Raw genomic sequence first — 23,121 nt, forward strand, 5'->3', positions numbered from 1 at the left:
CAATTTTGTATTGATAGAAAACAGCCAAGTATTAGACGTGATCACCGTGGCAGGCATTACCAATAGATACAAGGTCAGTTTGCCTTCGGCTTCGTTAAGGTTAAACGAACCCCTGTTAGAAGCACCTCAGAACATCCAAACGGTAAGTAACCAAACGATCAAAGACCAACAGCTCATTAGCATGAGCGACGGTTTGATCAGGAATGTGAGTGGTGCAGCAAGGCTAGAGCATTGGGGTGATATGTATACCAACATCAAGATGCGTGGCTCCCAAATTCAGGCCATGCGCAATGGTTTCAACTTTGTTTCCTCTTTCTGGGGACCGCTTACCGAAGACATGAGCTTTGTAGACCATATCGAATTTGTAAAAGGTCCGGCAGGGTTTATGTTGGGCAATGGCGACCCAAGTGGCATGTACAATGTGGTAACCAAAAAACCTACGGGTTTTAACAAAGGCGAAGTTGCTTTTACGGTTGGCAGTTACGACCTGTATAGAGCTACAGTAGACTTTGACCACAAACTAACCCAAGATGGCAAACTCTTATTTAGGCTAAATACTGCTGTACAAAACAAAGGTTCGTTTAGGCCTTTTGAGAAAAATGACCGCTATAGCTTTGCCCCTGTTTTAAGTTATCAAATCACTGATAAAACTAAAATTACAGCAGAATATACCTGGCAAAACGCAAAAATGACAGAGGTTGGGTCTTATTATATCTTTTCTCCAAAAGGTTATGCCAGCTTACCTCGAGATTTTACTTTGACACAACCTGGGGTAGAACCAACAAGGATCAACGACCACAGCTTGTTCATTAATTTACAACATAACTTTAGCAGTACTTGGAAAGCAACGGCACAAGTTGCTTATTCTAAATATCTGCAAACCGGCACAAGTTCTTGGCCATCATCAATTTTTGCGAATAACACATTGATCAGAAATGTGGGTATTTGGGATGCGGAGAGCACCATGAAACTTGCACAGCTTTTCATCAACGGACAAGCCAAGACTGGTGGTATCCAACATCGTATCCTGGCCGGTTTTGATGGTGGAAAGAAAAGTTACATGGCCGATTGGGGTCAATCGCATAATTTAGACCTGCCATCTTCCCCATTTGATCTAAATAACCCTAATTATGGTCTCCCATCAAACGGCTATCCTAATTTTGACAGGGAAACACCTTTATTACAAAGGGCAATCAAAGCTGGTGGTCTAATGGATCAAAAGTACCTCAGTGCTTATGCTCAAGACGAATTGGGTTTCTTCAACAATAAGGCACGCCTAACACTTGCCGGACGTTACACTTATGTAAGTCAATCGGCCTGGGGGGCCAATCCAGATAAAGCCAAACATTTTACCCCACGTGTTGGCTTGAGTGTTTCTCTAGATAAAAATACCGCTGTTTATGCTGTATATGATCAGGCTTTCACGCCACAAAGTGGATTTTTACGTAGTGGTGCCTCGGTTGAACCCATTACTGGAACAAATTATGAAGTTGGTTTGAAAAAGGATTGGTTTGATGGAAAATGGAATACCACTTTATCTGCCTATCGAATCCGCAAACAAAACGAGCTGACTTCCGATCCATTTAACAAAGCAGGCGAAACCTTTAGCGTTGTAATTGGAGAAAAAAGGGCACAAGGCATCGAGTTCGACTTAAGGGGAGAAATTACCGCAGGCCTCAGGTTAATTGCCAATTATGCCTACACTGATGGTAAAGTAACGGAGGTGGCCAATGGTGTAACTGGCATATTTGTAGGTCAGGTTGTACCTGGTTTTTCTAAGCATACTTCAAATGCTTGGCTAACCTATACCTTGCAAGATGGTGTGCTTAAAGGCACAGGAATCTCTGGTGGTTTTACCTATTTGGCCGGAAGAGCAATGGGAACCTATAGTGGTTCCAATTCTGAGCAAAACCTACCCGATTATTTTAAACTGGATGCTGGTTTATTCTGGGAAAACAAAAGCCTAAAAATTACAGGAAATGTATTCAACATTTTAGACAGATACCTCTACTCTGGTGCCTATTATACCAATTATTGGAATGCGCCAGATTACAAGCAGGCCGTATACTCGTGGCAGGCAGAAACACCAAGAAACTATAGATTAAGTATTGCTTATAAATTTTAAACTAATTAATGATGAAAAAAATCTCACTATTGATGATGCTCCTCACCTTGAGCATTTCGAGTGTATTTGCCCATGCTTTATGGATCGAAACCGCATCGGTCGGTAAAAAAGGCCAAGCCCAAGAAGTAAAAGTGTTTTTTGGAGAATATGAAGGGAAAGAACCTGATTCTGCAAAAAAATGGTTCAGTAACTTAAAAGAATTCAGTCTGGTATTAACGGCGCCTGATGGAAGTAAAAAAGTATTAAAAACTACTCCAGCTGTCCTTTGCTATAAAACCACCTTTACACCGGAGCAGGATGGAACTTATATCTTATCCATCGTACACGAAGTAAAAGACATTTATGAAAGTGCCAAAATCGAATATTATGCCTTTGCAAATGTGGCCATTGGCAATGCCCCAAAGGTAAATGTTGCGCTTCCAGCAAATGCATTGTTCTCTTTTAGACCCGAACAACCTGTATTAAAAACTGGAACAGCCATTACACATTCAATAGTGTACAACAAGGCTCCTTTTGCTGAACAAAAATTATCAATTATACATCCCGACAACAAGAAGGAAGAACCCAAAACGGATGCGAAAGGAAAGTTTGTTTTTAAACCTGAACAAAAAGGAAATTACTTTTTAGAGGCCTTTGCCGAGGATAAAACGCCTGGCAAACTTGGTGAAAAAACCTACGATAAAGTATGGCATGTAAGCACCTACTTTATTGCGGTTAATTAATCAGATTTAAAATTCAAGTTTTAACCAGTTGGTCTAAAAAAGGCCAATTGGTTATTTTGTTAACGAGCAATCGACAATGGGTTTAGTAAAACCAACCGTAAAGAAGAAGACAAACAAATCGAGATTTAGGCGAATCAGTGATTGGTTACACCTATGGCTGGGCCTTTTCTCAGGTATGATCGTATTTATCATCGCAACCACTGGCTGTATCTTTGTTTTTCAGGTAGAGATCAATGAATTGATCCATCGTGACGCGATCTTCGTCAATCCTCCTAAAAACCATCAACCGCTTCCACTTAGCCAGCTCACAAAAAATGCGGAAAAGGCTTTGGGTAAAGAAAAAAAAGTTGGTTTTATCAGCACCTATAAAAATCCCGAAAGGGCTTGGGAGTTTGGCACTTATAAAGCTGGGAATCCTGATGCATTTTTTTATTTCGACGCTATCGATTATTACAATTTAGTGCTTGTAAATCCATATACAGGCCAAGTGACCCAAGTGATCGATTATAAGTACGAGTTTTTTAATATCGTGAAATACATCCATTGGAGCTTATTGATCAATCATCCCATTGGGCAGCAGATCGTAGGTTGGTCTACTTTTATCTTTGTGATCTTGTTGATCACAGGGATGATCCTATGGTGGCCAAAAAATCTTAAAAAATCGAACTTTGATAAAAGCTTTAAGATCAAATGGAGTGCAAAATTTAAACGGTTAAACTACGACCTACATAATGTCCCGGGGTTTTATGCCATGTTGATCACACTAATCTTGGCGTTAACAGGAATGGTTTGGGCATTCACTTGGTTTCAGAACACGGTTTATGTAGTAGCTTCACAAAGCATTGTACCACCAGCAACTAAAGAATTCAAATCAGATTCAACCCAAGCTTCAACCACAAATGCTTTCGATATCGCTTTTGAAACAGCCAAGCAGAAACTTGGAAACCCAGATAAAATCGGGATGAGCCCAGCAACTGGTACAAGAGGTGTGATCTATGCCAATGGCTACAGAGGCGAAGAAACCTATTACGATTCGGACGACCTCCAATTTGACCAATACACAGGCAAGCTATTGAACCAACGCAACCACACAGAGAAGAATGCAGGTGAAAGATTAATTGCGATGAACTACGACATCCATGTGGGTGCAGTTTTGGGCCTACCAGGCAAGATAATGGCTTTCTGTGCAAGTCTTGTTGCGGCTACACTTCCCATTACCGGATTTATCATTTGGTGGGGCCGACGAAAAAAATCAAAATCGTAAATTGTTTTTATTTAGAATAATTAAAAATAATTTGTTTATAAAGATTAATGGTTGTTAATTTGCAGTTGTTTGGAACAATTCTAAATAACATTCAATAATAAGGATATGAAGAAAATAAATTTACTCGCAATTTTACTTTTGTCAAGTTTCTTTGCTTTTGCCCAAAACAAATTTGAGCAAGACCGTAACGCCATCAAGGCATTAGCTGGTTTTTACAAGGTTACATTTAACTATGCAGAAACCTTTTCTCCTGATGACGATTATAAGTTTCATGAGAGACACCGCTCATCTGCCAAAGAATGGGCTGTAATCTTAGAAGATTCTCCGAAGAAAATTGTTGATCCAACACTTATTGGTAATGAGAGGCGATAGCATGATCATTAAACATTGGAGAGAAGATTGGACCTACGAAGAACCACAAATATTGGCTTATGATAAAAACGATACTTGGAAAAAAGTGACCTTATCAGCTGACGATATCAAAGGCAAATGGACCCAAAAAGTTTATCAGGTTGATGATAGCCCGCGCTACCAAGCCATAGGTACTTGGGTACATGTTGATGGTAAACACCAGTGGCAAAGTAACTCGGATTCTCCACTTCCACGTAGAGAGTACTCTGAGCGTAGCGACTACAATGTGCTGAACCGTGGCAACACGCTTTATTTAACCAAAGACGGTTGGATGTTTGAGCAAGACAACAAAAAAATTATCCGCAATGAAAATGGAGATAAACTTTTAGCAATGGAGAAAGGAATGGAGCAATTCATTAAAACCGACCCTAAATCTTTTGGCTACGCACAAACTTGGTGGAAACAACAGGAGAAATTCTGGAAAGATGCCAGAGAAACTTGGGATGCTGTTTTTGCAGAGAACAATGTGATCAAACTTACTCCAAAGGTTGACAACAAATTGTTATATGAGCGTTTCTTTGCATTGGGTGATCAATCCGTAAAAGAAAACTGGAGCTCTGAGAAAAACAAAGAAGGAATTAAAAAAGTGATCCTCGCTTATTTGGCCAAAGGTTAAGCCCAACACAATACTTTACATCTACCTTAAGCAAGGCCAGTTTTCGGATCAGGAAACTGGCTTTGTTTATTTAAAGAAATTCGATTGTACATTTTTTATCTTGCACCTGTTAAACTATTCATCGTCATTTATCACATGAGAAGATTTCTTATTATTTCTTTCCTATTGCTCATTTCTTTTAATGGTTTCGGACAAGACCTAACTTATGCCCGCCAAACTTTAAACAAACTGACATCAGCGGAGTTTTGGGGACGGGGATATACCAAAAACGGGATGGGCAAAGCTGCAGATTTTATCGAATCGGAGTTTAAGTCTTTTGGCCTGCAACCTATGGAGGGCAAAAGTTTCAGGCAAAATTTCTCTTTTCCGGTCAATACCTTTCCTGGTCAAATGGAATTGAGCATTAACGGAAAAAAACTAATTGCAGGAAAAGATTTCATCATCAACCAAGCAAGTAAGGGCATAAAGACAACCACAGACTTGATCCAAAAAGATAGCGTAACCTTTTTAAATCAAGAACACAGGATTGTAGTCCTGCTCACAGACAAATTAACCTGGTCTGTAGCACAGGAGGTCGCTGATTTTACGGAAATTCTTGTCAAAAAATCTGCATTGAGCGAAAGTCCAAAAAACTTAAGCGTAAATATGGAAAACGAGTTTGTACCTCAATTTAAGGCTGCCAATATTTGTGGCATGGTAAAAGGTACCACAAATCCAGATTCTGTAATTTTAATGACGGCCCATTACGATCATTTAGGCGGCATGGGCAAAGACACTTATTTCCCTGGGGCAAACGACAATGGCAGCGGGGTTTCATTTTTGTTAAGTTTGGCCAAATATTATGCCGCAAATCCTCAAAAATACAGCATTGCATTTATCTGTTTTGCTGGCGAAGAAGCGGGCATCTTAGGCTCAAAATATTTTACCGAACATCCACTCATCCCACTTCAACGAATCAGGTTCATGTTCAATGTAGATATGGTAGGCACAGGAGAAACTGGGGCAACTGTTGTTAATGCAACCCAATATCCAAAAGAGTTTGCGTTGTTGAACCGGATGAACGATACGGGCAAATTGTTGGTCAAGATCAACCCAAGGGGAAAGGCGGCCAATAGCGATCATTATTTCTTTACCGAAAAAGGGGTGCCGGCTTTCTTTTTATACACCCAAGGAGGAATTGCTGCTTACCACGATGTTTTTGACAAAGCAGAAACCCTCCCATTTACAGTTTACGAAAACTTATTCAAGCTTTTTGTAGGGTTCAACAAGGCTTTGGTGAATTGATCTGCTACAAATTAGCAGTCGTTGTTCGGTCGGAAATAAGGGCAGATGTCATGCGAGTGTTTATATCTTTCGGTCATTGAAACAAATCCAAATACATGTTGTTACTTTGCCTAAAATCTCCACAACATGTCATTACTTTTTACACCAATCCGCATTAAGAACATAGACTTAAAAAATAGGATTGTGGTTTCGCCCATGTGCGAATATTCAGCAACAGATGGTTTCCCTAACCATTGGCATTTGGTCCATTTAGGTAGCAGGGCTGTAGGCGGTGCAGGCCTTATCCTTACCGAAGCCACATCGGTTTCGCCTGAAGGAAGAATCTCGATTGCCGATCTAGGAATCTGGAAAGACGAACAGATTGAAAAATTCAAAGAAATCACTGATTTTATCCACGAGAATGGATCTATAGCAGGCATACAGTTGGCCCATGCAGGCCGCAAGGCAAGTTTTGATATCCCTTGGCAAAACCCGCAACAATTGTCAGCAACAAATGGCGGTTGGGAAACTGTGGCTCCTAGTGCAGAAAAGTTCAATCCAACAGATAAAACACCCATTGCTTTAACCATTGAAGGGATAGAAAAAGTAAAAGCCGATTTTAAAGCGGCAACCATCCGATCCATAAAAGCAGGTTTTAAAGTAGTAGAGATCACGCTGCCCATGGTTATTTGTTGCATCAGTTTTTATCTCCCATCAGCAATAAAAGAACCGACAACTATGGTGGAAGTTTCGAAAACAGAATCCGTTTGTTGATGGAAACCATCGTGGCTGTACAAGAAGTTTGGCCAAAAGAAAATCCATTGTTTGTACGCATCTCTGCTACAGATTGGGCAGAGGGTGGTTGGGACATTGAAGAATCTGTTCGTTTATCAGCCTTATTAAAGGAAAAAGGAGTTGATGTAGTAGATACTTCTTCTGGCGGGCTAACTTTAGCACAACAGATTCCACTTTCGCCAGGTTATCAGGTTCAATTTGCCGCAGCCATTAAAAAACAAACAGGTATAACAACTGGTGCAGTAGGTTTGATTACTAGTGCCGAGCAAGCAGAAACCATTTTGCAAAATGAAGAGGCTGACTTGATATTTTTAGCCAGAGAGCTCTTAAGAAATCCTTATTTTCCTTTACATGCAGCATTTGAACTAGGTGACGAAGTAAAATGGCCATCACAATATGAGCGTGCCAAACCCAGAAAACGAGCATAAATTAAATTTTAAGCTTATCTTGCACCCAAACTATTCGTAAATATATTTCGTTTAGGGAGTAGTTAAACCTATAAAAAATGATGAAGTTTTTAAGCTCAAAAAATAGATTTCTTTTTAACCTTGGCGGCTTGTTCCTGCTGTTTGCGATGATGGCCTCTTGTAAAAAGGAGAAAGAAGCTATCACTTTGCCCATAAGTGGCCCAGACCAGGTTTTTTATGCTTTATCACCTGATAATGGCATATATCGGTTCAATGCACTAGATGTGAAATCAATTCCAACAAAAACCGTGATCACTGGATTGGATAAGGATGAAAAAATATTGAGTATCGATTTTAGGCCTGCAACTGGAGAACTTTATGGCGTAACTAATGCAAGTAAGATTTATGTAATTGATGCTGCTGGCTCAGCAAGGGCAATTTCGTCTAATCCTTTTAATCCAGGAATAGCTCAGGATGCTACAGCCAGTTTAGATTTTGACCCTACTACCGATAAGATCAGGATTGTAACCAGCAGCCGACAAAACCTAAGAATCAATCCTGAAACTGGAGCGCTGATCTCAGCAGATGTAGCGATTGTGGGTGATGTCAGTATATCTGGAATTGCCTATAACAACAATACAGCTGGTTCGAAAACAACAACTTTATATGATATTGATATTAAAAACCAAAGATTATATAAACAAGACCCCATAAATGATGGCAGATTGGTGGCCATTGGTACTTTAGATAAGAATTTGGGTACCAATGTAAGTTTCGACATCTCTGCAGATAACGCCAATGCATTGGCCATTGGTAAAGTGGGCGACAGCACAAAATTATTCCAGATTGACTTGGCAACGGGTAAAGTAACATTAGCTGGAAATTTCCCTATCAGTGCCTCATTCATAGGCATGGCCATGCCAACCAATAAAGTGGCTTATGCTGTAGACAATTCGAATAATTTTTTGATTTTTAATCCAGATAATGGAAATGCGACTACTCCAATAAACCCCATTAGCATTCCTATAGTTGGTCTACAAGCCGGCGAAACCATAGTTGGGATGGATATGCGCCCCTTAAATGGACGTGTATATGCTTTAGGGAGTTCAAGCAGGCTTTATACGGTAGATCTGGCAACCGCAATATTTACACAGGTTGGTTCAGGGGCATTTGCAACCCTTTTAAATGGCACAAGCTTTGGCTTTGATTTTAATCCTGTAACAGACAGGCTTCGTGTAGTGAGCAATACCGGACAAAACCTAAGGATCGACCCTAGCGATATTACTGTAACAGCAGAGTCCGAGTTTGAGTCCCGCTGGTGTAACCATAGCTGCTGCTGCATTTAACAATAATTTTAAAGGGGCAAACACAACCACATTATATGTAATTGACCACGCTACAGATAGATTATACACACAAGAACCGAATACTGGTGTATTAACAGCAGTTGGCGAGCTCAAAGTTGATGCTACAGGAGCAAATGGATTTGATATTATCAGTACGCCCGCAACAAATATAGGCTATGCTTTGTTAAGAGTAGGTACAGCAACGCAACTCTACAATATCAATTTAAACAATGGAGAAGCTACACTTGCAGCACAGTTTGGAAAGGATATTACTGCATTTACACTTGGATTAAGATTTTATACAAAAAACTAAATAACGATGTTCGATAAATTAATGGCTGCCCAAAAACAGGCAGAAGAGATTAAAAAAAGATTAGATACCATCTCTGTATTTGGGGAGGTTGAAGGTGGTGCAATCCGCATCACTGCTACGGCAAACAAAGTAATTACAGCCATAGAAATTGATGAAGAGTTTCACAAACAGGCTGATAGAGAAGAATTAGAAGAACTTTTGCTAACTGCCCTTAATAAAGCCTTAACACAGGCAGACCAAGTAAGTGCTACAGAAATGCAGGCCGCAACCAAGAACATGCTTGGTGGATTAGGTGGCATGTTCGGATCTTAAAGAAAATAGTAACACAGAAGATTATAGGCTAAGTTTTTAGTACCAACATCTCAAATCTCATAAAAATGAAATATACATATTATGGTCAATCTTGTTTCCTTTTAGAAACAGATAGCAAAAAATTCTTGTTTGATCCGTTTATCAGCCAAAATCCATTGGCCAGTGAAATAGATCTTACAAAGATAGAAGCAGATTATATTCTGGTAAGTCATGGTCATGGCGACCATGTGGGCGATCTGATTACCTTGGCCAAACAAACCAATGCCCAAGTAATTGCCATTCCAGAGGTAATTGGATGGGTAATGAAACAAGGAATAGAGAATGTTCATCCGATGAACTTTGGCAAACATACTTTTGATTTTGGCACCGTTCGTATGGTATGGGCAACACATTCTGCAGGCTTACCAGATGGCAGTTACGGTGGTAACCCGGCAGGTTTTGTATTAGAGCTAGATGGAAAACAAATCTATTTTGCTGGTGATACCGGCCTAACGATAGAAATGAAACTATTGGCCGAACTTTACAGATTAGATTATGCTATTTTACCAATTGGTGGTAATTATACGATGGATGTTGATGATGCTGTGATTGCATCAAATTATATCAATTGTGACCAGATTGATCGGTGTACATTATGATACGTTTCCTGTAATTGAAATTGATTCGGCCACTGCCGTAGAGAGTTTTAAACGGGCACAAAAAAAACTTTTGTTGCCTGCCATTGGCGAAACCATAACCCTATAAAACTAAAAAGGCTCCTAAAATTTCAGGAGCCTTTTTAATTTACAAACTAGTTATGACTTAGTTTTTCTTTGCAGCTTTATTTGCTTTGTAACGCATATCTGGTGTACCATCTTTTTTGGTTGGACCAGCCGCAACTACCTTAGCTGCTTTATTTGCTTTATAACGCATATCAGCAGTACCGTCTTTCTTAACTGGAGCAGCTGCAGTTGTTGCTACTTTTTTAACTTCTTTTTTTGCTGCTGCAGTTGTTGTGGCCGCCGTTGTTGTTGCTTTAGCCTCTACCTTTTTAGCTTCTTGTTTAGCTGCTGGAGCAACTGCTTTTGCAGCTTCTACTTTTTTAGCCGCTTGTTTTACAGCAGGAGCTGCGGTTTGTGCATAAGTGGTGCTTACACCTAATATTGCAATTGCAATAAGACCGATTAATTTTTTCATAATGTTTTTCTTTTGTTGAGGTAAAGTTGCTTGTTTAAAATGAAGATTATATGAAGTTACTCAATTCTAATTAATTAGCCAACGAAAAATTGATTGAAACCACTCTTCTTAAGTTTGCAGGCTCACCTAATTCTTTACCAGGAATCCATTTGCCAGAGGCTTTGACCAGACGTATGGCCTCATTTTCTAGTTCGACGTTTGCCTTGCGGTTAGAGATGGGCATCAAATCTTCTACCTTACCTTCCTGGTTTACCAAAAAGCTCACCTGCACAGTCCCTTCTATTTTATTTCTTAAGGCATAGCTCGGATATTTCATTGCTTTTTTAACATACTCATCAAAAGCAGCCTGCCCACCAGGGTAACTAGGCAGCTCAACATCGCTTAAATGGGTCAAAGGTTTCTTCTCCTGATCAAAAATAAATTCCTCCTGTTACTTCTCCCAATTTATTGTGATTTTCTCTGATTGCTAAACTTCCATTTTTATAAAACGTTTTCCAAATCCCCACTTTTTTATCGTTAAGGTACATGCCTTCGCTCTTTAGCTGCCCATTGTCCCAATAAGACCTAAACATACCATTGAGTTTGTCCCAACTGTAAACTACCTTTTCGGCCAGTTGCTTATTGGCATAGTAATAATTCCATTCTCCAACTTTATAGCCTTTGTCATACTCTCCCTCTTCTTGTACATTCCCATTTTCGTAATAGGCATAGGGACCTTTTCTTATTTCTAGATTTTGATCGTCGAAGCTTATTTTCTCTCGAAGTTCCTTTCTTTTTCCATGTAGGGTAAGCACCCAAAGACCGTCTTGTTGGTTGAGCTTCCTATCCCATCCCGAACGTACAGGATCTACATGATATCCTCTAGGCCATTGAAATACCGTAAGCGTATCTTGTTGGGCAACTGCAAAAGATGTGGTTACAACTAAAAAAAATAGAATTAAACTGTACTTTTTCATACTTCTTTCCTCCATTTAATGATCCAACTTCTCGTTTAGCATAATTACAATATAAATCTACCAATTTATTCGCATTTTTAATTCTGAAATTAGCGCCTTTTATTTGAAAGCAAAAAGGTCGGTATACAATACCGACCTTTCTATTTAATGTGCTGCCAACCAGTTTTCGCCTTGGCCAATTTCTATTTCTATGGGTACTTGTGTTTTGATGGCCGTTTTCATTCGATGAGTGATAATGGCTTTCATTTGCTCCACTTCTGTCTTCAGCACATCGAACACCAACTCATCATGTACCTGCATGGTCATTTTAGAGCCTAGGTTTTGATCTTGCATGTCTTTGTGGATGTTGATCATCGCAATCTTAATTAGATCCGCTGCAGAGCCTTGTATAGGTGCATTGATCGCATTTCGTTCTGCATAACCTCTTACTGTCTGATTAGCGGAGTTGATGTCTCTCAGGTACCTTCTTCTTCCCATGATCGTTTCTACAAATCCATTTTCACGGGCAAAGTTCATCGTATCGCTCATGTAGCGTTTAATACCCGGGTATTGGATAAAATATTGTTCAATGATCTCTGCGGCTTCCTTGCGAGGGATATTGAGATTCTGAGAAAGCCCAAATGCCGACTGCCCATAAATGATTCCAAAGTTTACCGCCTTGGCATTTCTACGTTGCGTAGAGTCTACCTCTTCTATGCTTAAGCCATAAACTTTTGCCGCTGTAGCGGTGTGGATATCAATCCCTTTACTAAAAGCATCGAGCATGTTTTCTTCCTTGCTGATCTCTGCAATGATACGGAGTTCAATTTGCGAATAATCGGCCGATAACAAGATATGGTCTTCATCTCTGGCGATAAAGGCTTTTCGCACTTCTCTTCCTCTTTCGGTGCGTATTGGGATATTCTGTAGATTAGGATTATTAGAACTCAATCTGCCTGTAGCGGCAACTGCCTGATTAAAGCTGGTATGTACCCTTCCAGTTTTCGGATTCACCAACAAAGGTAAGGCATCTACATAGGTCGATTTTAACTTCTGCATCTGACGGAAGTCCAAGATATCCTGAACGATATCACTTTTGTGTGCCAATAAGGTCAATACATCTTCTCCGGTCTGGTATTGTCCAGTCTTCGTTTTTTTAGCCTTTGGATCTAGTTTTAAATGGTCAAACAATACCTCGCCAAGCTGTTTTGGTGAAGCCAGATTAAACTTCAAGCCCGCTTTATCGTAAACGCTCTGCTCTGCCTTTGTTATTTCTTGTTGCAACTCTAAAGAGTAGGCATTTAAAGTATCAATATCTATCTTAACGCCTTCTTTTTCAATATCAGCCAATACATAGATCAATGGGTTTTCAATTTCTTCGGCCAATTTAGCCGCATTTTTCTCCCTTAATAAAGGTTCGAAAACATTGGCCAATTGTAAAGTTACGTCGGCATCTTCTGCTGCATAGTCTACTACGTTTGCTACGGGTACATCGCGCATCGTTCCCTGACCTTTTCCCTTAGCGCCAATCAGTGTGGTGATGGAAATTGGGGTATAGCCCAAGTAGTTCTCAGACAGGATGTCCATGTTGTGGCGGGTATCTGGATCGATCAGGTAATGGGCCAACATGGTATCGAAAAGTTTCCCTTTTACATTAACATCGTACCATTTCAACACCAACATGTCATACTTGATGTTCTGGCCGATCTTTACAATGTTTTCATTCTCAAGTACCACCCTAAATTCATCTACAATGGCTTGGGTAATTGTTCTATCCTCTGGTAAGGGGATATAATAACCCTCACCTGGTTTGATCGAAAAAGACAAACCTACCAAATCTGCCAGATTTGCATCTGTACCAGTAGTTTCGGTATCAAATGAAATGCTTGGCTGTTTCAATAGATTATCAATTAATTCTTTTCTTTTTTCAGGGGTATCAATCAAGAAATATTCGTGTGGCGTATTGCTGATGTTTTTGGCATCAATTGGGGTATCGAATAAGGAAGGTTGGGCCGAAAAATCTTTTGGTTTAGCCGCAGCAACATCATTTCCAAAAAGGTCTTTTTGTTGGTCTGCATTTTTTCCGTCATTTACACTAAAATCCTCTCCAAAAACCCTACGCCCAATTGTCCTAAATTCGAGTTCAGCAAATAAAGGCTCCAATAATTCTCTACTTGGCTCTTCAACCAATAGTTTTTCTTCATTAAATTCAACTGGTACATTTAAGATAATGGTTGCCAGTTTTTTTGAAACCAGGCCTTGTTGGGCAAAGTTTTCTATATTTTCTCTTTGTTTTCCTTTCAGTTCGTGGCTATTGGCAATGATGTTCTCCATGCTGCCATACTGTTTGATCAGCAGTTTAGCGGTTTTCTCTCCAATGCCAGGAATACCTGGAATATTGTCTACTGCATCGCCCCAAAGCCCTAAAATATCAATTACCTGTTGTACATTTTCGATTTCCCATTTGGCCAATACTTCTTTTACACCCAAGATCTCCATCTCATTGCCCATACGGGCAGGTTTATAGATAAAGATATTATCAGATACCAATTGGGCAAAATCCTTATCAGGTGTCATACAAAAAACAGTAAAACCTTGTTTTTCGGCTTCTTTTGCCATTGTACCGATAATATCATCGGCTTCATAACCATCTAACGTAATTACAGGAATATTAAAGCCTTCAATCAGTTTGAAAACATAGGGTAAAGCCTTCGACAGGTCTTCGGGCATCGCTTCACGATGGGCTTTGTAAGCTTCAAAGTCTGTATGCCTTTCTGTTGGGGCAGCGGTGTCAAAAACTACAGCGATATGGCTTGGTTTTTCCTTCTTCAGTACTTCCATCAGCGTATTTGCAAAGCCCATAACTGCCGAGGTATTTACTCCGCTAGAGGTAAAACGAGGGTTTTTGCTCAAAGCAAAATGCGCTCTATAAATTAACGCCATCCCATCTAAAAGGAAAAGTTTTTTCATATCAAATAGTTGTTTGTTGGTTTGTTGCTCGTTATTGGTTGTGTGTTTAATGAACAAATGACCATTGAACCAATGAACAATTTCCCTTATGCTTGGCAACAACACCAATCATAGGGAAAGCAACTTGTAAAGTTAATAGTTTAATGAAATTATACCCTAACATTTATCCGAAAAGTAAAGCAAGGCCCAATGCAAATGCATTGAAACAGGCATGGAACAAAATGCTGTATTTGATACCATATTTAACACGCAAATAACCTAAGGTTAAACCTCCCAATATCTGAGAAGAAATGTAAAATATAAAGGATGGGTCTTCTAGAGTTAGTTCTTTGGTATTACTGATATGTACAAAGCCAAATATCAAGGCAGAGAAATAAAACAGAAAGGGATAGAAGGTATACCAAAAAACAGCTTGCTTGGTCTGGCTCTGCTTTTTTAATAAGACATGGCTAAAGATGGCTACGCCCAATCCAAGTGTAAAGACCAATACGTTTAGGCGCAAGTCTGCTATGTTCGACATGGCGATTGCCGCAATTGACAAAAACCAAAAGTAAATGCTGGCATAACGTTTTCTCAATGGCCAACGAAACAGAAATTCTTCTATGATGGGCGCAAAGACACAACCCAACATTAAGCCCCAAAACAGCCCAAATTCTTTAAATAAATCGAAACTTTCGTATTCTTTAATGAGCTTTAGTTTTAAAAAAAGCTCATAAACCAACATTACAGCAATGGCAAATAACACATCCAAAAGAAAAAGAGCCAAAAAATCTCTTTTCAACATCTTTTTGTCCTTGCTTATTTTTAATAACTGGGGTGAGCGTAAAAAATGCCAAAATTCTAGCAGCGCGTATTTCATTGTCGTAGATTTACAACAATCTTAAAACATTTTACGTTATTTACAGCAATATGAAGTGGATTAATTTAATAGGTGTGATGATGCTTTTCATCATTACTTCGGCAAATGCACAGGATGCCGTTTTAATTAGTGAGGGGAATTTTATCCGTGGGCTGATCAAGGGTACAAATTTCAGTTCTGTAGCCATTATACAAGATGACCAGACCATTGCAGAATATCAGGCCAAAGATATCCAATCTTTTGTGTGGAATGGTGAAACCTATGTCAGCAAGCCTATTGTGGTAAAGAAAAAAATGGAATACCGTTTCTTCAAATTGATAGAATCTGGAGCTGTTAACCTGTATGCTTATGGAGAAAAAGCCGTTACTGAACAAGCTACGCAACCGAGGGTAAAAGTGAGACCGACATTTGGTGTAGGTGTAGGCACTGGTGGATTTGGCGGCGGCTTAGGTGGCGGGATCAGCATTGGTGGTGGTGGAAGAAGAAACGAGGAACAGGTAAATAACGGCCCAAGGGGGAAAGTAAGTTATTTTTTAGAAAAACCCGGAACTGGCCCCATGCAGGAGGTTTCTTTAGATGCTGGAAAAACTGCTGAAGTTAAAAAACTACTGCTCCAAAAATTAAACAATGATGATGATTTGGCACAAAGTATCAATGCTACTGAAAGTTTTGACATCAAAAACCTAACGGCTTATATCAAATCGTATAATGTAGGGCATAAATAACCTATCTGGCAATGCATCCAATTTCGTGGTCATTTACCATTCCTGTTGCCTGCATATGGGCATAACAGATGGTTGTGCCAAAAAACTTAAATCCTCTTTTTTTCATGTCTTTGGCAATGGCATCAGAGATTTCGGTCCTTGCTGGAATACCTCCGTTTTTAAAATCGTTTACGATCGGTTTTCTATTTGGTAAGTAACCCCACATAAAATCGGCAAATGAGCCAAACTCTTCTTGTATCTTAATGAATAGTTTTGCATTGTTAATGGCAGATAAAACTTTTAACCGATTGCGGATAATGCCTTCATCCTGCATCAATCTTTCTACATCTTCGGCTGTAAAAGCAGCCACTTTTTTCACATCGAAATTGGCAAAGGCTTTTCTATAGCCCTCTCTCCTACGCAAAATGGTGATCCAGCTTAAGCCTGCCTGTGCACCTTCTAAAATCAGGAACTCGAACAGAACCTGATCGTCATAAACAGGTTTACCCCATTCCTCATCATGATATTTCATGTAAAGTGGGTCTGTACCGCACCATCTGCAACGTTTTTTTGAGTCGTGAGTCGGAAGTCTAAAGTCTTGAGTCATAATTAGGAAAATTTAGCTGGGTTATTCATCATATAAGTCAAAAGTTTAGCAATCTCTTCACATTGTTCATCCAATATCTCAAATTTTTCGGTAGAAATATAATCACATCCTAAAGCTACATCTAACCACACCTGAGTCTCACTATTCTCCATTGCAGCATCAGATAATTTACTAATGAAGTGATTGGGGTATTTTCGTTTCTTATATGCTTCGCCAATGCAACTACAAACAGACCGTGAAGATCGTCTAATCTGGCTAGTTAAACTATAAGTTTCTTCTTTTGGAAAGGTCTTTGTCATTTCGAAGATTTCCATCAATAAAGAAAAGCCCTTTTTATAAGCTATAAGTTCTCTGATTTACCCATAACCTAATATAAGCAATAATATAACCTATTGCTATAGACTATTTCAATTCCAGACTTAGGACTATTAACTCAAGACTACTGACTATTAGAAAGCTCATCCCAATACTCTACCGCTCTTCTGTAGTGTGGGATAACGATCGAACCACCAACAAGGTTAGCTATCATAAAAACTTCGTTGATTTCTGCTTGGTTGACACCTTCATTATAGCACTTTTCTAAATGGTACTTGATGCAATCGTCGCAACGCAACACCATTGAAGCGACCAAACCCAACATCTCTTTGGTTTTTACATCCAAAGCGCCGTCGGCATAAGTGGTTGTATCTAAAGCAAAAAATCTTTTGATGTTGGTGTTGGAGGTTTCCATAATCCTATCGTTCATTTTTGTACGATAGCTGTTAAATTCTTCTACTAATTTTCCCATGGGTATTGCATGAATGATTGTTTAAATGGAGAAGTGGATCAGAGCTCCAATAATGGATCCCAAAATACTTTTTTAAAATCTTTAATTTTATCCTTTTCTACTTTGATTCCTTCTTTCGCTAATAACTCTTCCATTAATTCTGGTGGCGAGAAATGAAATTTTCCGGTTAAAAGTCCGCTACTGTTTACTACTCTATGTGCAGGTACTTTGGGATGGGCAATACCAGCATTGCTCATGGCGTAACCTACCATTCTGGCCGAACCTCCAGCACCCAATGCTTTGGCAATTGCGCCATAAGAAGTTACCCTTCCTTTGGGAATTAGCCTGGCAATCTCAAAAACCTGATCATAAAATGATGCATCCATTAGCTAAATGAAAATTGGATATAATTGATGTTTTTATCGTGTTTTAAATATATTCTTTCGTAATGCGTTTTGATAGACAATACCTCGTCTGCAAATTCAGACCGATACAGATGGTCGGTATTTTTATGCGTAACCAATTTCAGTTCTTCTACCTTTTCGCAGGTATAGGCGTACAGCCCATCGTTGTCTGTTTTTAAGTTGACCTTGCCACCAGGTGTCAACAAGATTTTGTATTTATCCAAAAATCCTGGGAAGGTCAACCGTTTCTTTTCCCTGCTTTCCTGAGGTTGTGGATCTGCAAAGGTCATCCAAATCTCATCAATCTCGCCTGGTGCGAAATATTCCAATATATCTTCAATCTGGATACGCAAAAAAGCCAGGTTCTGGATACCTTCATCAACACCTGTTCTTGCCCCACGCCAAATGCGGTTCCCCTTAAGGTCTACCCCAACAAAGTTCTTCTCTGGAAAAAGCTTGGCCAAGTTTACGGCATATTCGCCTTTTCCACACGCCAACTCCAATACTACAGGATTGTTGTTCTTGAAATGGTCATTCGCCCATTTTCCCTTCATTACTTTGCCTAAATGCAACTGATACACGTTTGGAAAGGTATCAATCTCTGCAAACTTCCTTAATTTATCTTTACCCACTTGTTAAAAACTTAAAGTACAAAAGTAAGATTTTAATTTAACAGCTGTGTGCTTTAAGGATAAAGAGCATTGGAGGTTAACCATTCAAAGACACATTGACCATCGGTTTACCTGCTCAACATTTTTTTGTTGGCAAAATCGTCAAAGAATAGTGCCCGATAAGCATTGCCTATCGGAATTTCATGTTGTTCGATATAAACAGTATTGTTATCAAAAGATGTGATCTTTTGTTTGTTGATGATGTAGGATTTACTGGTCCGGATAAAAATTGGGGAGGGCAATTGGTGGTGTATCGTTTTGATGTTCATGGCCGTGATGATCTTTTGATCGATTGTATGCAAGATCACATAATCTTTAAGCCCCTCGATAAAAAGCACATCTTTAAAAGCCACCTTAAATACCCTACGTTCTGCCTTGATAAAACAATATTCACTATCAATGGCATTCACATCTACAATGTCGTGTTTGGCCTCAAACAATTGTTGGTAGGCAAAAGCTTTTGCTACCGCCTTTTGAAACCGTTCGGGTTTAATGGGTTTGAGCAGGTAATCGAGCGCATCAATCTCATAGCTGTCCAATGCATATTGACTGTAGGCCGTAGTAAAGATCACATGCGTATCAACAGGAATAGAACGGGCAAAGGTAATCCCATCAATACCCGGCATCTGGATGTCCAGAAAGATAAGTGGCACTTCATGTTCTGCTAAATACTTTTCTGCTGCCTCGGCATTGTTAAACTCGGCAACACATAACAGCCCTTCGGTTTTACCGATCAACAGCTTAACCGCTTCTCTTGCCAATGGCTCATCATCTACTACGATACAGTTCATAATTCAATGCTTAAGTTTACCGTATACAATTCTTTACCATCCTCTATTCGTAAGTCGTGCTTGTCTCCAAAAAGCAGGGCTAACCTCCTTTTCACATTGATCAAGCCCAAACCTCCAACATCGTTCTTCTGATAGCTCTGTGCTGGTTTAGAATTGATGCATACAAAATGCAACTGTTTGTTCCTTACTTCGAAAAAGAGATTCACAAATGAAGCATGATCCATATCCAAACTATGTTTAATGGCATTCTCTACAAATGTAATAAACAGAAATGGTGGAATTTGTATACCACTGATCGGACCTTCTTTAGAAACCATAAAATCGAATTGGTCTCGTCGTATCTTCTCCAGATTTAAGAAGTCGTTTAAAAAATGGATGTCTGAAGTAAGCAATACGGTATTTTGCGCACTGTCGTACAATTGATAACGCAATAGATCGCTCAACGTCATTAAAACCTGCGATGCTTTGGCTGGGTCTTTCTGTGTCAACACATTGGCGTTGTTTAACATGTTGAACAAAAAATGTGGATTGATCTGTGTTTTTAGCTGTTCTAATTCAGATTGCATACCCATCTTTGTCAGTTCGCTGATCCTTTTAAAATCTTCTATCCAACGTTGAAAAAGTTTGATGGCTGTTGAAGCTGCGATAAACACCAAAGCGATAATGGTAGAAGGAAGGGGTTTAGGAATAAACTTTATACTTCCCCCGTTTAAAGTAGCGCTATATTCTTCAAGAAAATTACCAAAAATGATAATGGTAACTACAGAGATCACCACAAATACAAATATGCCCAACATGTATTGTGGAAACAGGTTCTTTAACAAAAACCTGGGCACCAACCAATACATGTTGATGTAAGAGAACAGAATCAGTAATAGGGAATAGCCGATTTTAAAATGGACACTATAAGGTTGCGTATCAAAAGGGCTATCATTGGCCGAGCAGAAGACCAAGACCATGATGATCCATAACCCAAGATGCCTATAAATGCGAAATCTTTTACTTACCAGTAACTCTACCCTACAAGAGGCATCATTAAATACAGTTGCTTGACTCACTATGATTATTAATTTTTGTAAATTTAGGCAATGTTAGTGCAACCCGCTTTAGTTTTATATCAAAGTGGTTCTAAATTATACGAAATTCAAAAAAATCTACTCGTTTAACTTTATAACTGAGACCAATGCTTAGGGCTACCCAAGAATATCATAATTTCAGGATACCTGTTACGGCAGAATTTGAGGAAGTGTTTTCTCATTTCTATTTTGCGGAGAACAACACGGATGCCCCTTTGAGCAAAACGCTTTTACCAAATTTCCAAACTTTATTGGTTTTTGGTTTTGGACCAAAGATTACGTTGCAATCTAAATTGAACACTACACTTGTCCTAGATAAATGCGTTGTACTAGGTCCGGTAAAACAAGCATTTACTTATACTTTGCCTGTTAATGCACAAATGCTGGTAGCCAATTTTAAGGATGATGCTTTCTATCGCTTTTTTGGCAAGGCCATTACCGATGGGCATGTGCCCTTTAACCCTGATGAACTACTGGCAGAAAACTGTTTTACCAATTTATGGCATGAGCTGCAAAAAATAGCCGGCATTAATGAAAAGGTTGATTTTATCTTGGCATTTTGTAAACCTTATCTTCGCCATAGAGAAGGTGCTTTTAAACCGCTCTCGAACTTCGACAATCAAAACCACAGCCTAAACCCGATCAAGGCCATTGCCAAAGAGACCAACCAGAGTGAAAGAAATGTTCAGCTCAACCACAAAAAATTCTTAGGCTACAGTGCCAAAGAAATCAATCGTTACCATCGGTTTTTAAAGGCGACCGAACTTATCCAACAATCTCTTTTGTTAGCTAAAAAGCTGGATTGGTTTGAAGTAATCCATGCCTGTAACTACTATGATCAAAGTCAGCTGATCCACGATTTTAAACATTTCATCAATCTATCACCAAAACAATATCTTAATTTCCAGCAAGACATCTGCGATTCTAAAGTATAGGCCCATTTCGTTTTCTTACAATTTTCGCCAAAGTATCCACTCTACTTTTGTGGTGTAAATCATTAAAAAACAAGAAAATGAAACATTTGATCATCTATGCACACCCCAACCCTAATAGTTTAAATAGTTATTTCAAAGATGTAGTGGTTGATGCGTTACAACGAGGCGAACACGAAGTACAGCTCAGAGACCTGAATCAGCTTCGTTTTAACCCAGTACTGTCTTTGGCCGATATGAACGGACAGCGAATGGGCCAGGTTACTCAAGAAGTTAAGCAAGAACAAGAGCTGATCGCCTGGGCAGAACACCTCACTTTTATCTATCCCATTTGGTGGACAGGCATGCCTGCCATCTTAAAAGGATATATCGATCGTGTGTTTAGCTATGGTTTTGCCTATCGTTATGACCAAGGCCTACAAAAAGGCCTCCTTATCGGAAAAAAGACCACCATCATTAACAGCCATGGAAAATCCAATGCAGAATATGAAGCGATTGGCATGGACAAGGCACTTTTACTGACCTCAGACAAGGGAATCTATAGCTACTGCGGTTTAGAAATTGTACAACATTTCTTTTTTGACCAAGCAGATCGAACAACTCCTGAAAATGTAGCAGCCTGGACCAAAACCATTCTTCAAGCTTATGCTAAATAATACAACCATTTAAATTTAAAAAAATGAAAAATCTATTCAACAACACCAACGATTATCCCTTTGTATTCGGCACATATAAGACTTTTAAAAAGGTGCTCAAATACAGTTTATATATTGCCATTATTTATTTCGCTTACGAGGGATTTAGGACTTGGGATTAGCTTTTTTAGGAATGGCCAAAATAGATTGCTAGACCTGTAACTCATTTTAATATAAAATTTAGGCACTTTGGTATAAATTCAAAAATACGCTATTCCATAAACCTTACTTTTGGACCATCACAAAAACAAACCGATACAATCACGTTTAAAATTATTGTCATGATTGCTACTTTACTCCAAAAAACTGCTCAAATTGAGGTAGATGTTTTTAAAACAACCGTAAGAAAAAAAGAAGATGCTGCAAAGATCGTCAGCTTATTAAATGAATACTTCCCCAACCATTTGATCAATTTCGATCTGGATGATTGTGATAAGATCCTAAGATCCAAGGTGTAGAAAACAATAAAACATTTATCAAAAACGCATTAAGCCAACATGGTTTTTTCTGTGAAGCTTTAATCTAAAACGACCATTGGGTTGGGATAAATTGCCTCTTGATTAAACCTACAGTTAAGGGTTTGGCCATTATTGTGATTTATCCCCACCTTTTTCTTTTTGACCGCTCCGGCCCAAGGTTTACGAAACAATAAGGCGTAAGCCCAAATTGGTCTGCCCAAGCCTAGCTAGATGCAGACCACCTCAAAACTAACGCACTAGCTCACAGCACTTTACCTAAAAATCAAAATTCCCCAATATTACCCTATAATAAAAGGCGAGAAAAAAGTTTTGGTGAAAATTCCCCAATATTCCTCAATTCAAAATTAACTTAAGATTAAATTATTTTACTTATTATCATTATTTTTAATTTAAAATGTATGTTTAAACACTAATTAACAAGACTTTAACGCACTCATCTCCCTTATTGTACCTGTGATGGCATGTAGGTTGTAAATGTTATC

General features: G+C 39.1%; 28 protein-coding genes and 1 pseudogene. 17 read left to right on the forward strand and 12 right to left on the reverse strand.

Features of this window, described 5'->3' with window-relative positions; translation table 11 throughout:
• The first annotated feature begins 10 nt into the window (after positions 1-10).
• The 12 genes and pseudogenes from ACFJIZ_RS16105 (at position 11) to ACFJIZ_RS16160 (ending at position 10,318) form a co-directional block, all read left to right on the forward strand.
• Complete coding sequence (locus tag ACFJIZ_RS16105) at positions 11-2,125, forward strand: TonB-dependent siderophore receptor (RefSeq protein WP_379086197.1); 2,115 nt, start codon at positions 11-13, stop codon at positions 2,123-2,125.
• Positions 2,126-2,136: 11 nt separating this feature from the next.
• A complete protein-coding gene (locus tag ACFJIZ_RS16110; protein WP_379086200.1) occupies positions 2,137-2,847 on the forward strand; it encodes a DUF4198 domain-containing protein in 711 nt (236 codons plus the stop codon).
• A gap of 76 nt (positions 2,848-2,923) precedes the next feature.
• Positions 2,924-4,111, forward strand: coding sequence for a PepSY-associated TM helix domain-containing protein (locus ACFJIZ_RS16115; RefSeq protein WP_379086203.1), 1,188 nt, complete (start codon positions 2,924-2,926; stop codon positions 4,109-4,111).
• Between the two features lie 105 nt (positions 4,112-4,216).
• Positions 4,217-4,483 (forward strand): DUF6607 family protein, encoded by a 267-nt coding sequence (locus ACFJIZ_RS16120; RefSeq protein WP_379086207.1) that lies wholly within the window; start codon positions 4,217-4,219, stop codon positions 4,481-4,483.
• A complete protein-coding gene (locus ACFJIZ_RS16125) occupies positions 4,470-5,138 on the forward strand; it encodes a DUF6607 family protein (protein ID WP_379086210.1) in 669 nt (222 codons plus the stop codon). The genes ACFJIZ_RS16120 and ACFJIZ_RS16125 overlap by 14 nt, the downstream gene beginning before the upstream one ends.
• Before the next feature lie 135 nt (positions 5,139-5,273).
• Positions 5,274-6,422, forward strand: a complete 1,149-nt coding sequence (locus ACFJIZ_RS16130) for a M28 family metallopeptidase (RefSeq protein ID WP_379086213.1) — start codon at positions 5,274-5,276, stop codon at positions 6,420-6,422.
• 195 nt (positions 6,423-6,617) lie between these two features.
• A pseudogene (locus ACFJIZ_RS16135) lies at positions 6,618-7,624 on the forward strand (NADH:flavin oxidoreductase/NADH oxidase).
• 77 nt (positions 7,625-7,701) lie between these two features.
• Positions 7,702-8,949, forward strand: coding sequence for a DUF4394 domain-containing protein (locus ACFJIZ_RS16140; protein ID WP_379086216.1), 1,248 nt, complete (start codon positions 7,702-7,704; stop codon positions 8,947-8,949).
• On the forward strand, positions 8,909-9,262 hold the full coding sequence (locus ACFJIZ_RS16145; RefSeq protein WP_379086219.1) for a DUF4394 domain-containing protein: 354 nt from the start codon (positions 8,909-8,911) through the stop codon (positions 9,260-9,262). The genes ACFJIZ_RS16140 and ACFJIZ_RS16145 overlap by 41 nt, the downstream gene beginning before the upstream one ends.
• 6 nt (positions 9,263-9,268) lie before the next feature.
• The gene (locus tag ACFJIZ_RS16150) at positions 9,269-9,574 is read left to right on the forward strand and encodes a YbaB/EbfC family nucleoid-associated protein (protein ID WP_379086222.1); all 306 of its coding nucleotides are present in this window, start codon (positions 9,269-9,271) and stop codon (positions 9,572-9,574) included.
• 65 nt (positions 9,575-9,639) lie between these two features.
• Positions 9,640-10,212, forward strand: a complete 573-nt coding sequence (locus tag ACFJIZ_RS16155) for a metal-dependent hydrolase (protein WP_379086225.1) — start codon at positions 9,640-9,642, stop codon at positions 10,210-10,212.
• Positions 10,184-10,318 carry a hypothetical protein gene (locus ACFJIZ_RS16160; protein ID WP_379086228.1) on the forward strand — a complete coding sequence of 45 codons (135 nt, stop codon included), beginning with the start codon at positions 10,184-10,186 and terminating at the stop codon, positions 10,316-10,318. The genes ACFJIZ_RS16155 and ACFJIZ_RS16160 overlap by 29 nt, the downstream gene beginning before the upstream one ends.
• Before the next feature lie 57 nt (positions 10,319-10,375).
• Here the strand turns inward: ACFJIZ_RS16160 and ACFJIZ_RS16165 are convergent, their stop codons facing one another.
• From ACFJIZ_RS16165 to ACFJIZ_RS16185, 5 genes are all read right to left on the reverse strand, one after another.
• Positions 10,376-10,750: a hypothetical protein gene (locus ACFJIZ_RS16165; protein ID WP_379086231.1), complete on the reverse strand. Its 375-nt coding sequence runs from the start codon at positions 10,748-10,750 to the stop codon at positions 10,376-10,378.
• Between the two features lie 70 nt (positions 10,751-10,820).
• A complete protein-coding gene (locus ACFJIZ_RS16170) occupies positions 10,821-11,144 on the reverse strand; it encodes an energy transducer TonB (RefSeq protein ID WP_379086234.1) in 324 nt (107 codons plus the stop codon).
• Between the two features lie 16 nt (positions 11,145-11,160).
• Positions 11,161-11,706, reverse strand: a complete 546-nt coding sequence (locus tag ACFJIZ_RS16175) for a toxin-antitoxin system YwqK family antitoxin (protein WP_379086237.1) — start codon at positions 11,704-11,706, stop codon at positions 11,161-11,163.
• Between the two features lie 144 nt (positions 11,707-11,850).
• On the reverse strand, positions 11,851-14,655 hold the full coding sequence (gene polA, locus ACFJIZ_RS16180; RefSeq protein WP_379086240.1) for a DNA polymerase I: 2,805 nt from the start codon (positions 14,653-14,655) through the stop codon (positions 11,851-11,853).
• A 163-nt stretch (positions 14,656-14,818) separates the two neighbouring features.
• Positions 14,819-15,439: a type II CAAX prenyl endopeptidase Rce1 family protein gene (locus ACFJIZ_RS16185; protein WP_379086243.1), complete on the reverse strand. Its 621-nt coding sequence runs from the start codon at positions 15,437-15,439 to the stop codon at positions 14,819-14,821.
• A 125-nt stretch (positions 15,440-15,564) separates the two neighbouring features.
• On the opposite strand from ACFJIZ_RS16185, the gene ACFJIZ_RS16190 reads away from it, so the two are divergent.
• A complete protein-coding gene (locus ACFJIZ_RS16190; RefSeq protein WP_379086246.1) occupies positions 15,565-16,239 on the forward strand; it encodes a hypothetical protein in 675 nt (224 codons plus the stop codon).
• A gap of 1 nt (position 16,240) precedes the next feature.
• Here the strand turns inward: ACFJIZ_RS16190 and ACFJIZ_RS16195 are convergent, their stop codons facing one another.
• From ACFJIZ_RS16195 to ACFJIZ_RS16225, 7 genes are all read right to left on the reverse strand, one after another.
• Positions 16,241-16,750: a DNA-3-methyladenine glycosylase I gene (locus tag ACFJIZ_RS16195; protein WP_379086249.1), complete on the reverse strand. Its 510-nt coding sequence runs from the start codon at positions 16,748-16,750 to the stop codon at positions 16,241-16,243.
• Between the two features lie 77 nt (positions 16,751-16,827).
• Positions 16,828-17,181, reverse strand: a complete 354-nt coding sequence (locus tag ACFJIZ_RS16200; RefSeq protein ID WP_379094071.1) for a four helix bundle protein — start codon at positions 17,179-17,181, stop codon at positions 16,828-16,830.
• Positions 17,182-17,264: 83 nt separating this feature from the next.
• Complete coding sequence (locus ACFJIZ_RS16205) at positions 17,265-17,612, reverse strand: carboxymuconolactone decarboxylase family protein (RefSeq protein ID WP_379086252.1); 348 nt, start codon at positions 17,610-17,612, stop codon at positions 17,265-17,267.
• 38 nt (positions 17,613-17,650) lie between these two features.
• Complete coding sequence (locus ACFJIZ_RS16210) at positions 17,651-17,977, reverse strand: MGMT family protein (RefSeq protein ID WP_379086255.1); 327 nt, start codon at positions 17,975-17,977, stop codon at positions 17,651-17,653.
• Entirely contained in the window at positions 17,977-18,627 is a 651-nt protein-coding gene (trmB, locus tag ACFJIZ_RS16215; RefSeq protein ID WP_379086258.1) for a tRNA (guanosine(46)-N7)-methyltransferase TrmB, read from the reverse strand. Before trmB ends, ACFJIZ_RS16210 begins: the two co-directional genes overlap by 1 nt.
• A 107-nt stretch (positions 18,628-18,734) precedes the next feature.
• Positions 18,735-19,457, reverse strand: coding sequence for a LytR/AlgR family response regulator transcription factor (locus ACFJIZ_RS16220; protein ID WP_379086262.1), 723 nt, complete (start codon positions 19,455-19,457; stop codon positions 18,735-18,737).
• Positions 19,454-20,515, reverse strand: coding sequence for a sensor histidine kinase (locus ACFJIZ_RS16225; RefSeq protein ID WP_379086265.1), 1,062 nt, complete (start codon positions 20,513-20,515; stop codon positions 19,454-19,456). The genes ACFJIZ_RS16220 and ACFJIZ_RS16225 overlap by 4 nt, the downstream gene beginning before the upstream one ends.
• Positions 20,516-20,640: 125 nt before the next feature.
• On the opposite strand from ACFJIZ_RS16225, the gene ACFJIZ_RS16230 reads away from it, so the two are divergent.
• The 4 genes from ACFJIZ_RS16230 to ACFJIZ_RS16245 all read left to right on the forward strand — a co-directional run bounded on the left by ACFJIZ_RS16230 (position 20,641) and on the right by ACFJIZ_RS16245 (position 22,618).
• Complete coding sequence (locus ACFJIZ_RS16230; protein WP_379086268.1) at positions 20,641-21,468, forward strand: DUF6597 domain-containing transcriptional factor; 828 nt, start codon at positions 20,641-20,643, stop codon at positions 21,466-21,468.
• Between the two features lie 77 nt (positions 21,469-21,545).
• Positions 21,546-22,121, forward strand: a complete 576-nt coding sequence (locus tag ACFJIZ_RS16235; RefSeq protein WP_379086271.1) for an NAD(P)H-dependent oxidoreductase — start codon at positions 21,546-21,548, stop codon at positions 22,119-22,121.
• A gap of 23 nt (positions 22,122-22,144) precedes the next feature.
• A complete protein-coding gene (locus tag ACFJIZ_RS16240) occupies positions 22,145-22,282 on the forward strand; it encodes a hypothetical protein (protein WP_379086274.1) in 138 nt (45 codons plus the stop codon).
• 159 nt (positions 22,283-22,441) lie between these two features.
• Complete coding sequence (locus tag ACFJIZ_RS16245; RefSeq protein ID WP_379086277.1) at positions 22,442-22,618, forward strand: hypothetical protein; 177 nt, start codon at positions 22,442-22,444, stop codon at positions 22,616-22,618.
• The last annotated feature ends 503 nt before the right edge of the window (positions 22,619-23,121 follow it).

Source organism: Pedobacter sp. UC225_65, from assembly GCF_042698365.1.
In the GTDB taxonomy this organism is placed as follows: Bacteria; Bacteroidota; Bacteroidia; order Sphingobacteriales; family Sphingobacteriaceae; genus Pedobacter.

Excerpts from the sequence above, each read along its gene's own strand:
- ACFJIZ_RS16110 (WP_379086200.1), top strand. The coding sequence starts at position 2,137 with ATGAAAAAAATCTCACTATTGATGATGCTCCTCACCTTGAGCATTTCG.
- ACFJIZ_RS16115 (WP_379086203.1), top strand. The coding sequence starts at position 2,924 with ATGGGTTTAGTAAAACCAACCGTAAAGAAGAAGACAAACAAATCGAGA.
- ACFJIZ_RS16120 (WP_379086207.1), top strand. The coding sequence starts at position 4,217 with ATGAAGAAAATAAATTTACTCGCAATTTTACTTTTGTCAAGTTTCTTT.
- ACFJIZ_RS16125 (WP_379086210.1), top strand. The coding sequence starts at position 4,470 with ATGAGAGGCGATAGCATGATCATTAAACATTGGAGAGAAGATTGGACC.
- ACFJIZ_RS16130 (WP_379086213.1), top strand. The coding sequence starts at position 5,274 with ATGAGAAGATTTCTTATTATTTCTTTCCTATTGCTCATTTCTTTTAAT.
- ACFJIZ_RS16140 (WP_379086216.1), top strand. The coding sequence starts at position 7,702 with ATGATGAAGTTTTTAAGCTCAAAAAATAGATTTCTTTTTAACCTTGGC.
- ACFJIZ_RS16150 (WP_379086222.1), top strand. The coding sequence starts at position 9,269 with ATGTTCGATAAATTAATGGCTGCCCAAAAACAGGCAGAAGAGATTAAA.
- ACFJIZ_RS16155 (WP_379086225.1), top strand. The coding sequence starts at position 9,640 with ATGAAATATACATATTATGGTCAATCTTGTTTCCTTTTAGAAACAGAT.
- ACFJIZ_RS16165 (WP_379086231.1), bottom strand. The coding sequence starts at position 10,750 with ATGAAAAAATTAATCGGTCTTATTGCAATTGCAATATTAGGTGTAAGC.
- ACFJIZ_RS16175 (WP_379086237.1), bottom strand. The coding sequence starts at position 11,706 with ATGAAAAAGTACAGTTTAATTCTATTTTTTTTAGTTGTAACCACATCT.
- polA (WP_379086240.1), bottom strand. The coding sequence starts at position 14,655 with ATGAAAAAACTTTTCCTTTTAGATGGGATGGCGTTAATTTATAGAGCG.
- ACFJIZ_RS16185 (WP_379086243.1), bottom strand. The coding sequence starts at position 15,439 with ATGTTGAAAAGAGATTTTTTGGCTCTTTTTCTTTTGGATGTGTTATTT.
- ACFJIZ_RS16190 (WP_379086246.1), top strand. The coding sequence starts at position 15,565 with ATGAAGTGGATTAATTTAATAGGTGTGATGATGCTTTTCATCATTACT.
- ACFJIZ_RS16195 (WP_379086249.1), bottom strand. The coding sequence starts at position 16,750 with ATGAAATATCATGATGAGGAATGGGGTAAACCTGTTTATGACGATCAG.
- ACFJIZ_RS16205 (WP_379086252.1), bottom strand. The coding sequence starts at position 17,612 with ATGGGAAAATTAGTAGAAGAATTTAACAGCTATCGTACAAAAATGAAC.
- ACFJIZ_RS16210 (WP_379086255.1), bottom strand. The coding sequence starts at position 17,977 with ATGGATGCATCATTTTATGATCAGGTTTTTGAGATTGCCAGGCTAATT.
- ACFJIZ_RS16220 (WP_379086262.1), bottom strand. The coding sequence starts at position 19,457 with ATGAACTGTATCGTAGTAGATGATGAGCCATTGGCAAGAGAAGCGGTT.
- ACFJIZ_RS16230 (WP_379086268.1), top strand. The coding sequence starts at position 20,641 with ATGCTTAGGGCTACCCAAGAATATCATAATTTCAGGATACCTGTTACG.
- ACFJIZ_RS16235 (WP_379086271.1), top strand. The coding sequence starts at position 21,546 with ATGAAACATTTGATCATCTATGCACACCCCAACCCTAATAGTTTAAAT.
- ACFJIZ_RS16240 (WP_379086274.1), top strand. The coding sequence starts at position 22,145 with ATGAAAAATCTATTCAACAACACCAACGATTATCCCTTTGTATTCGGC.
- ACFJIZ_RS16245 (WP_379086277.1), top strand. The coding sequence starts at position 22,442 with ATGATTGCTACTTTACTCCAAAAAACTGCTCAAATTGAGGTAGATGTT.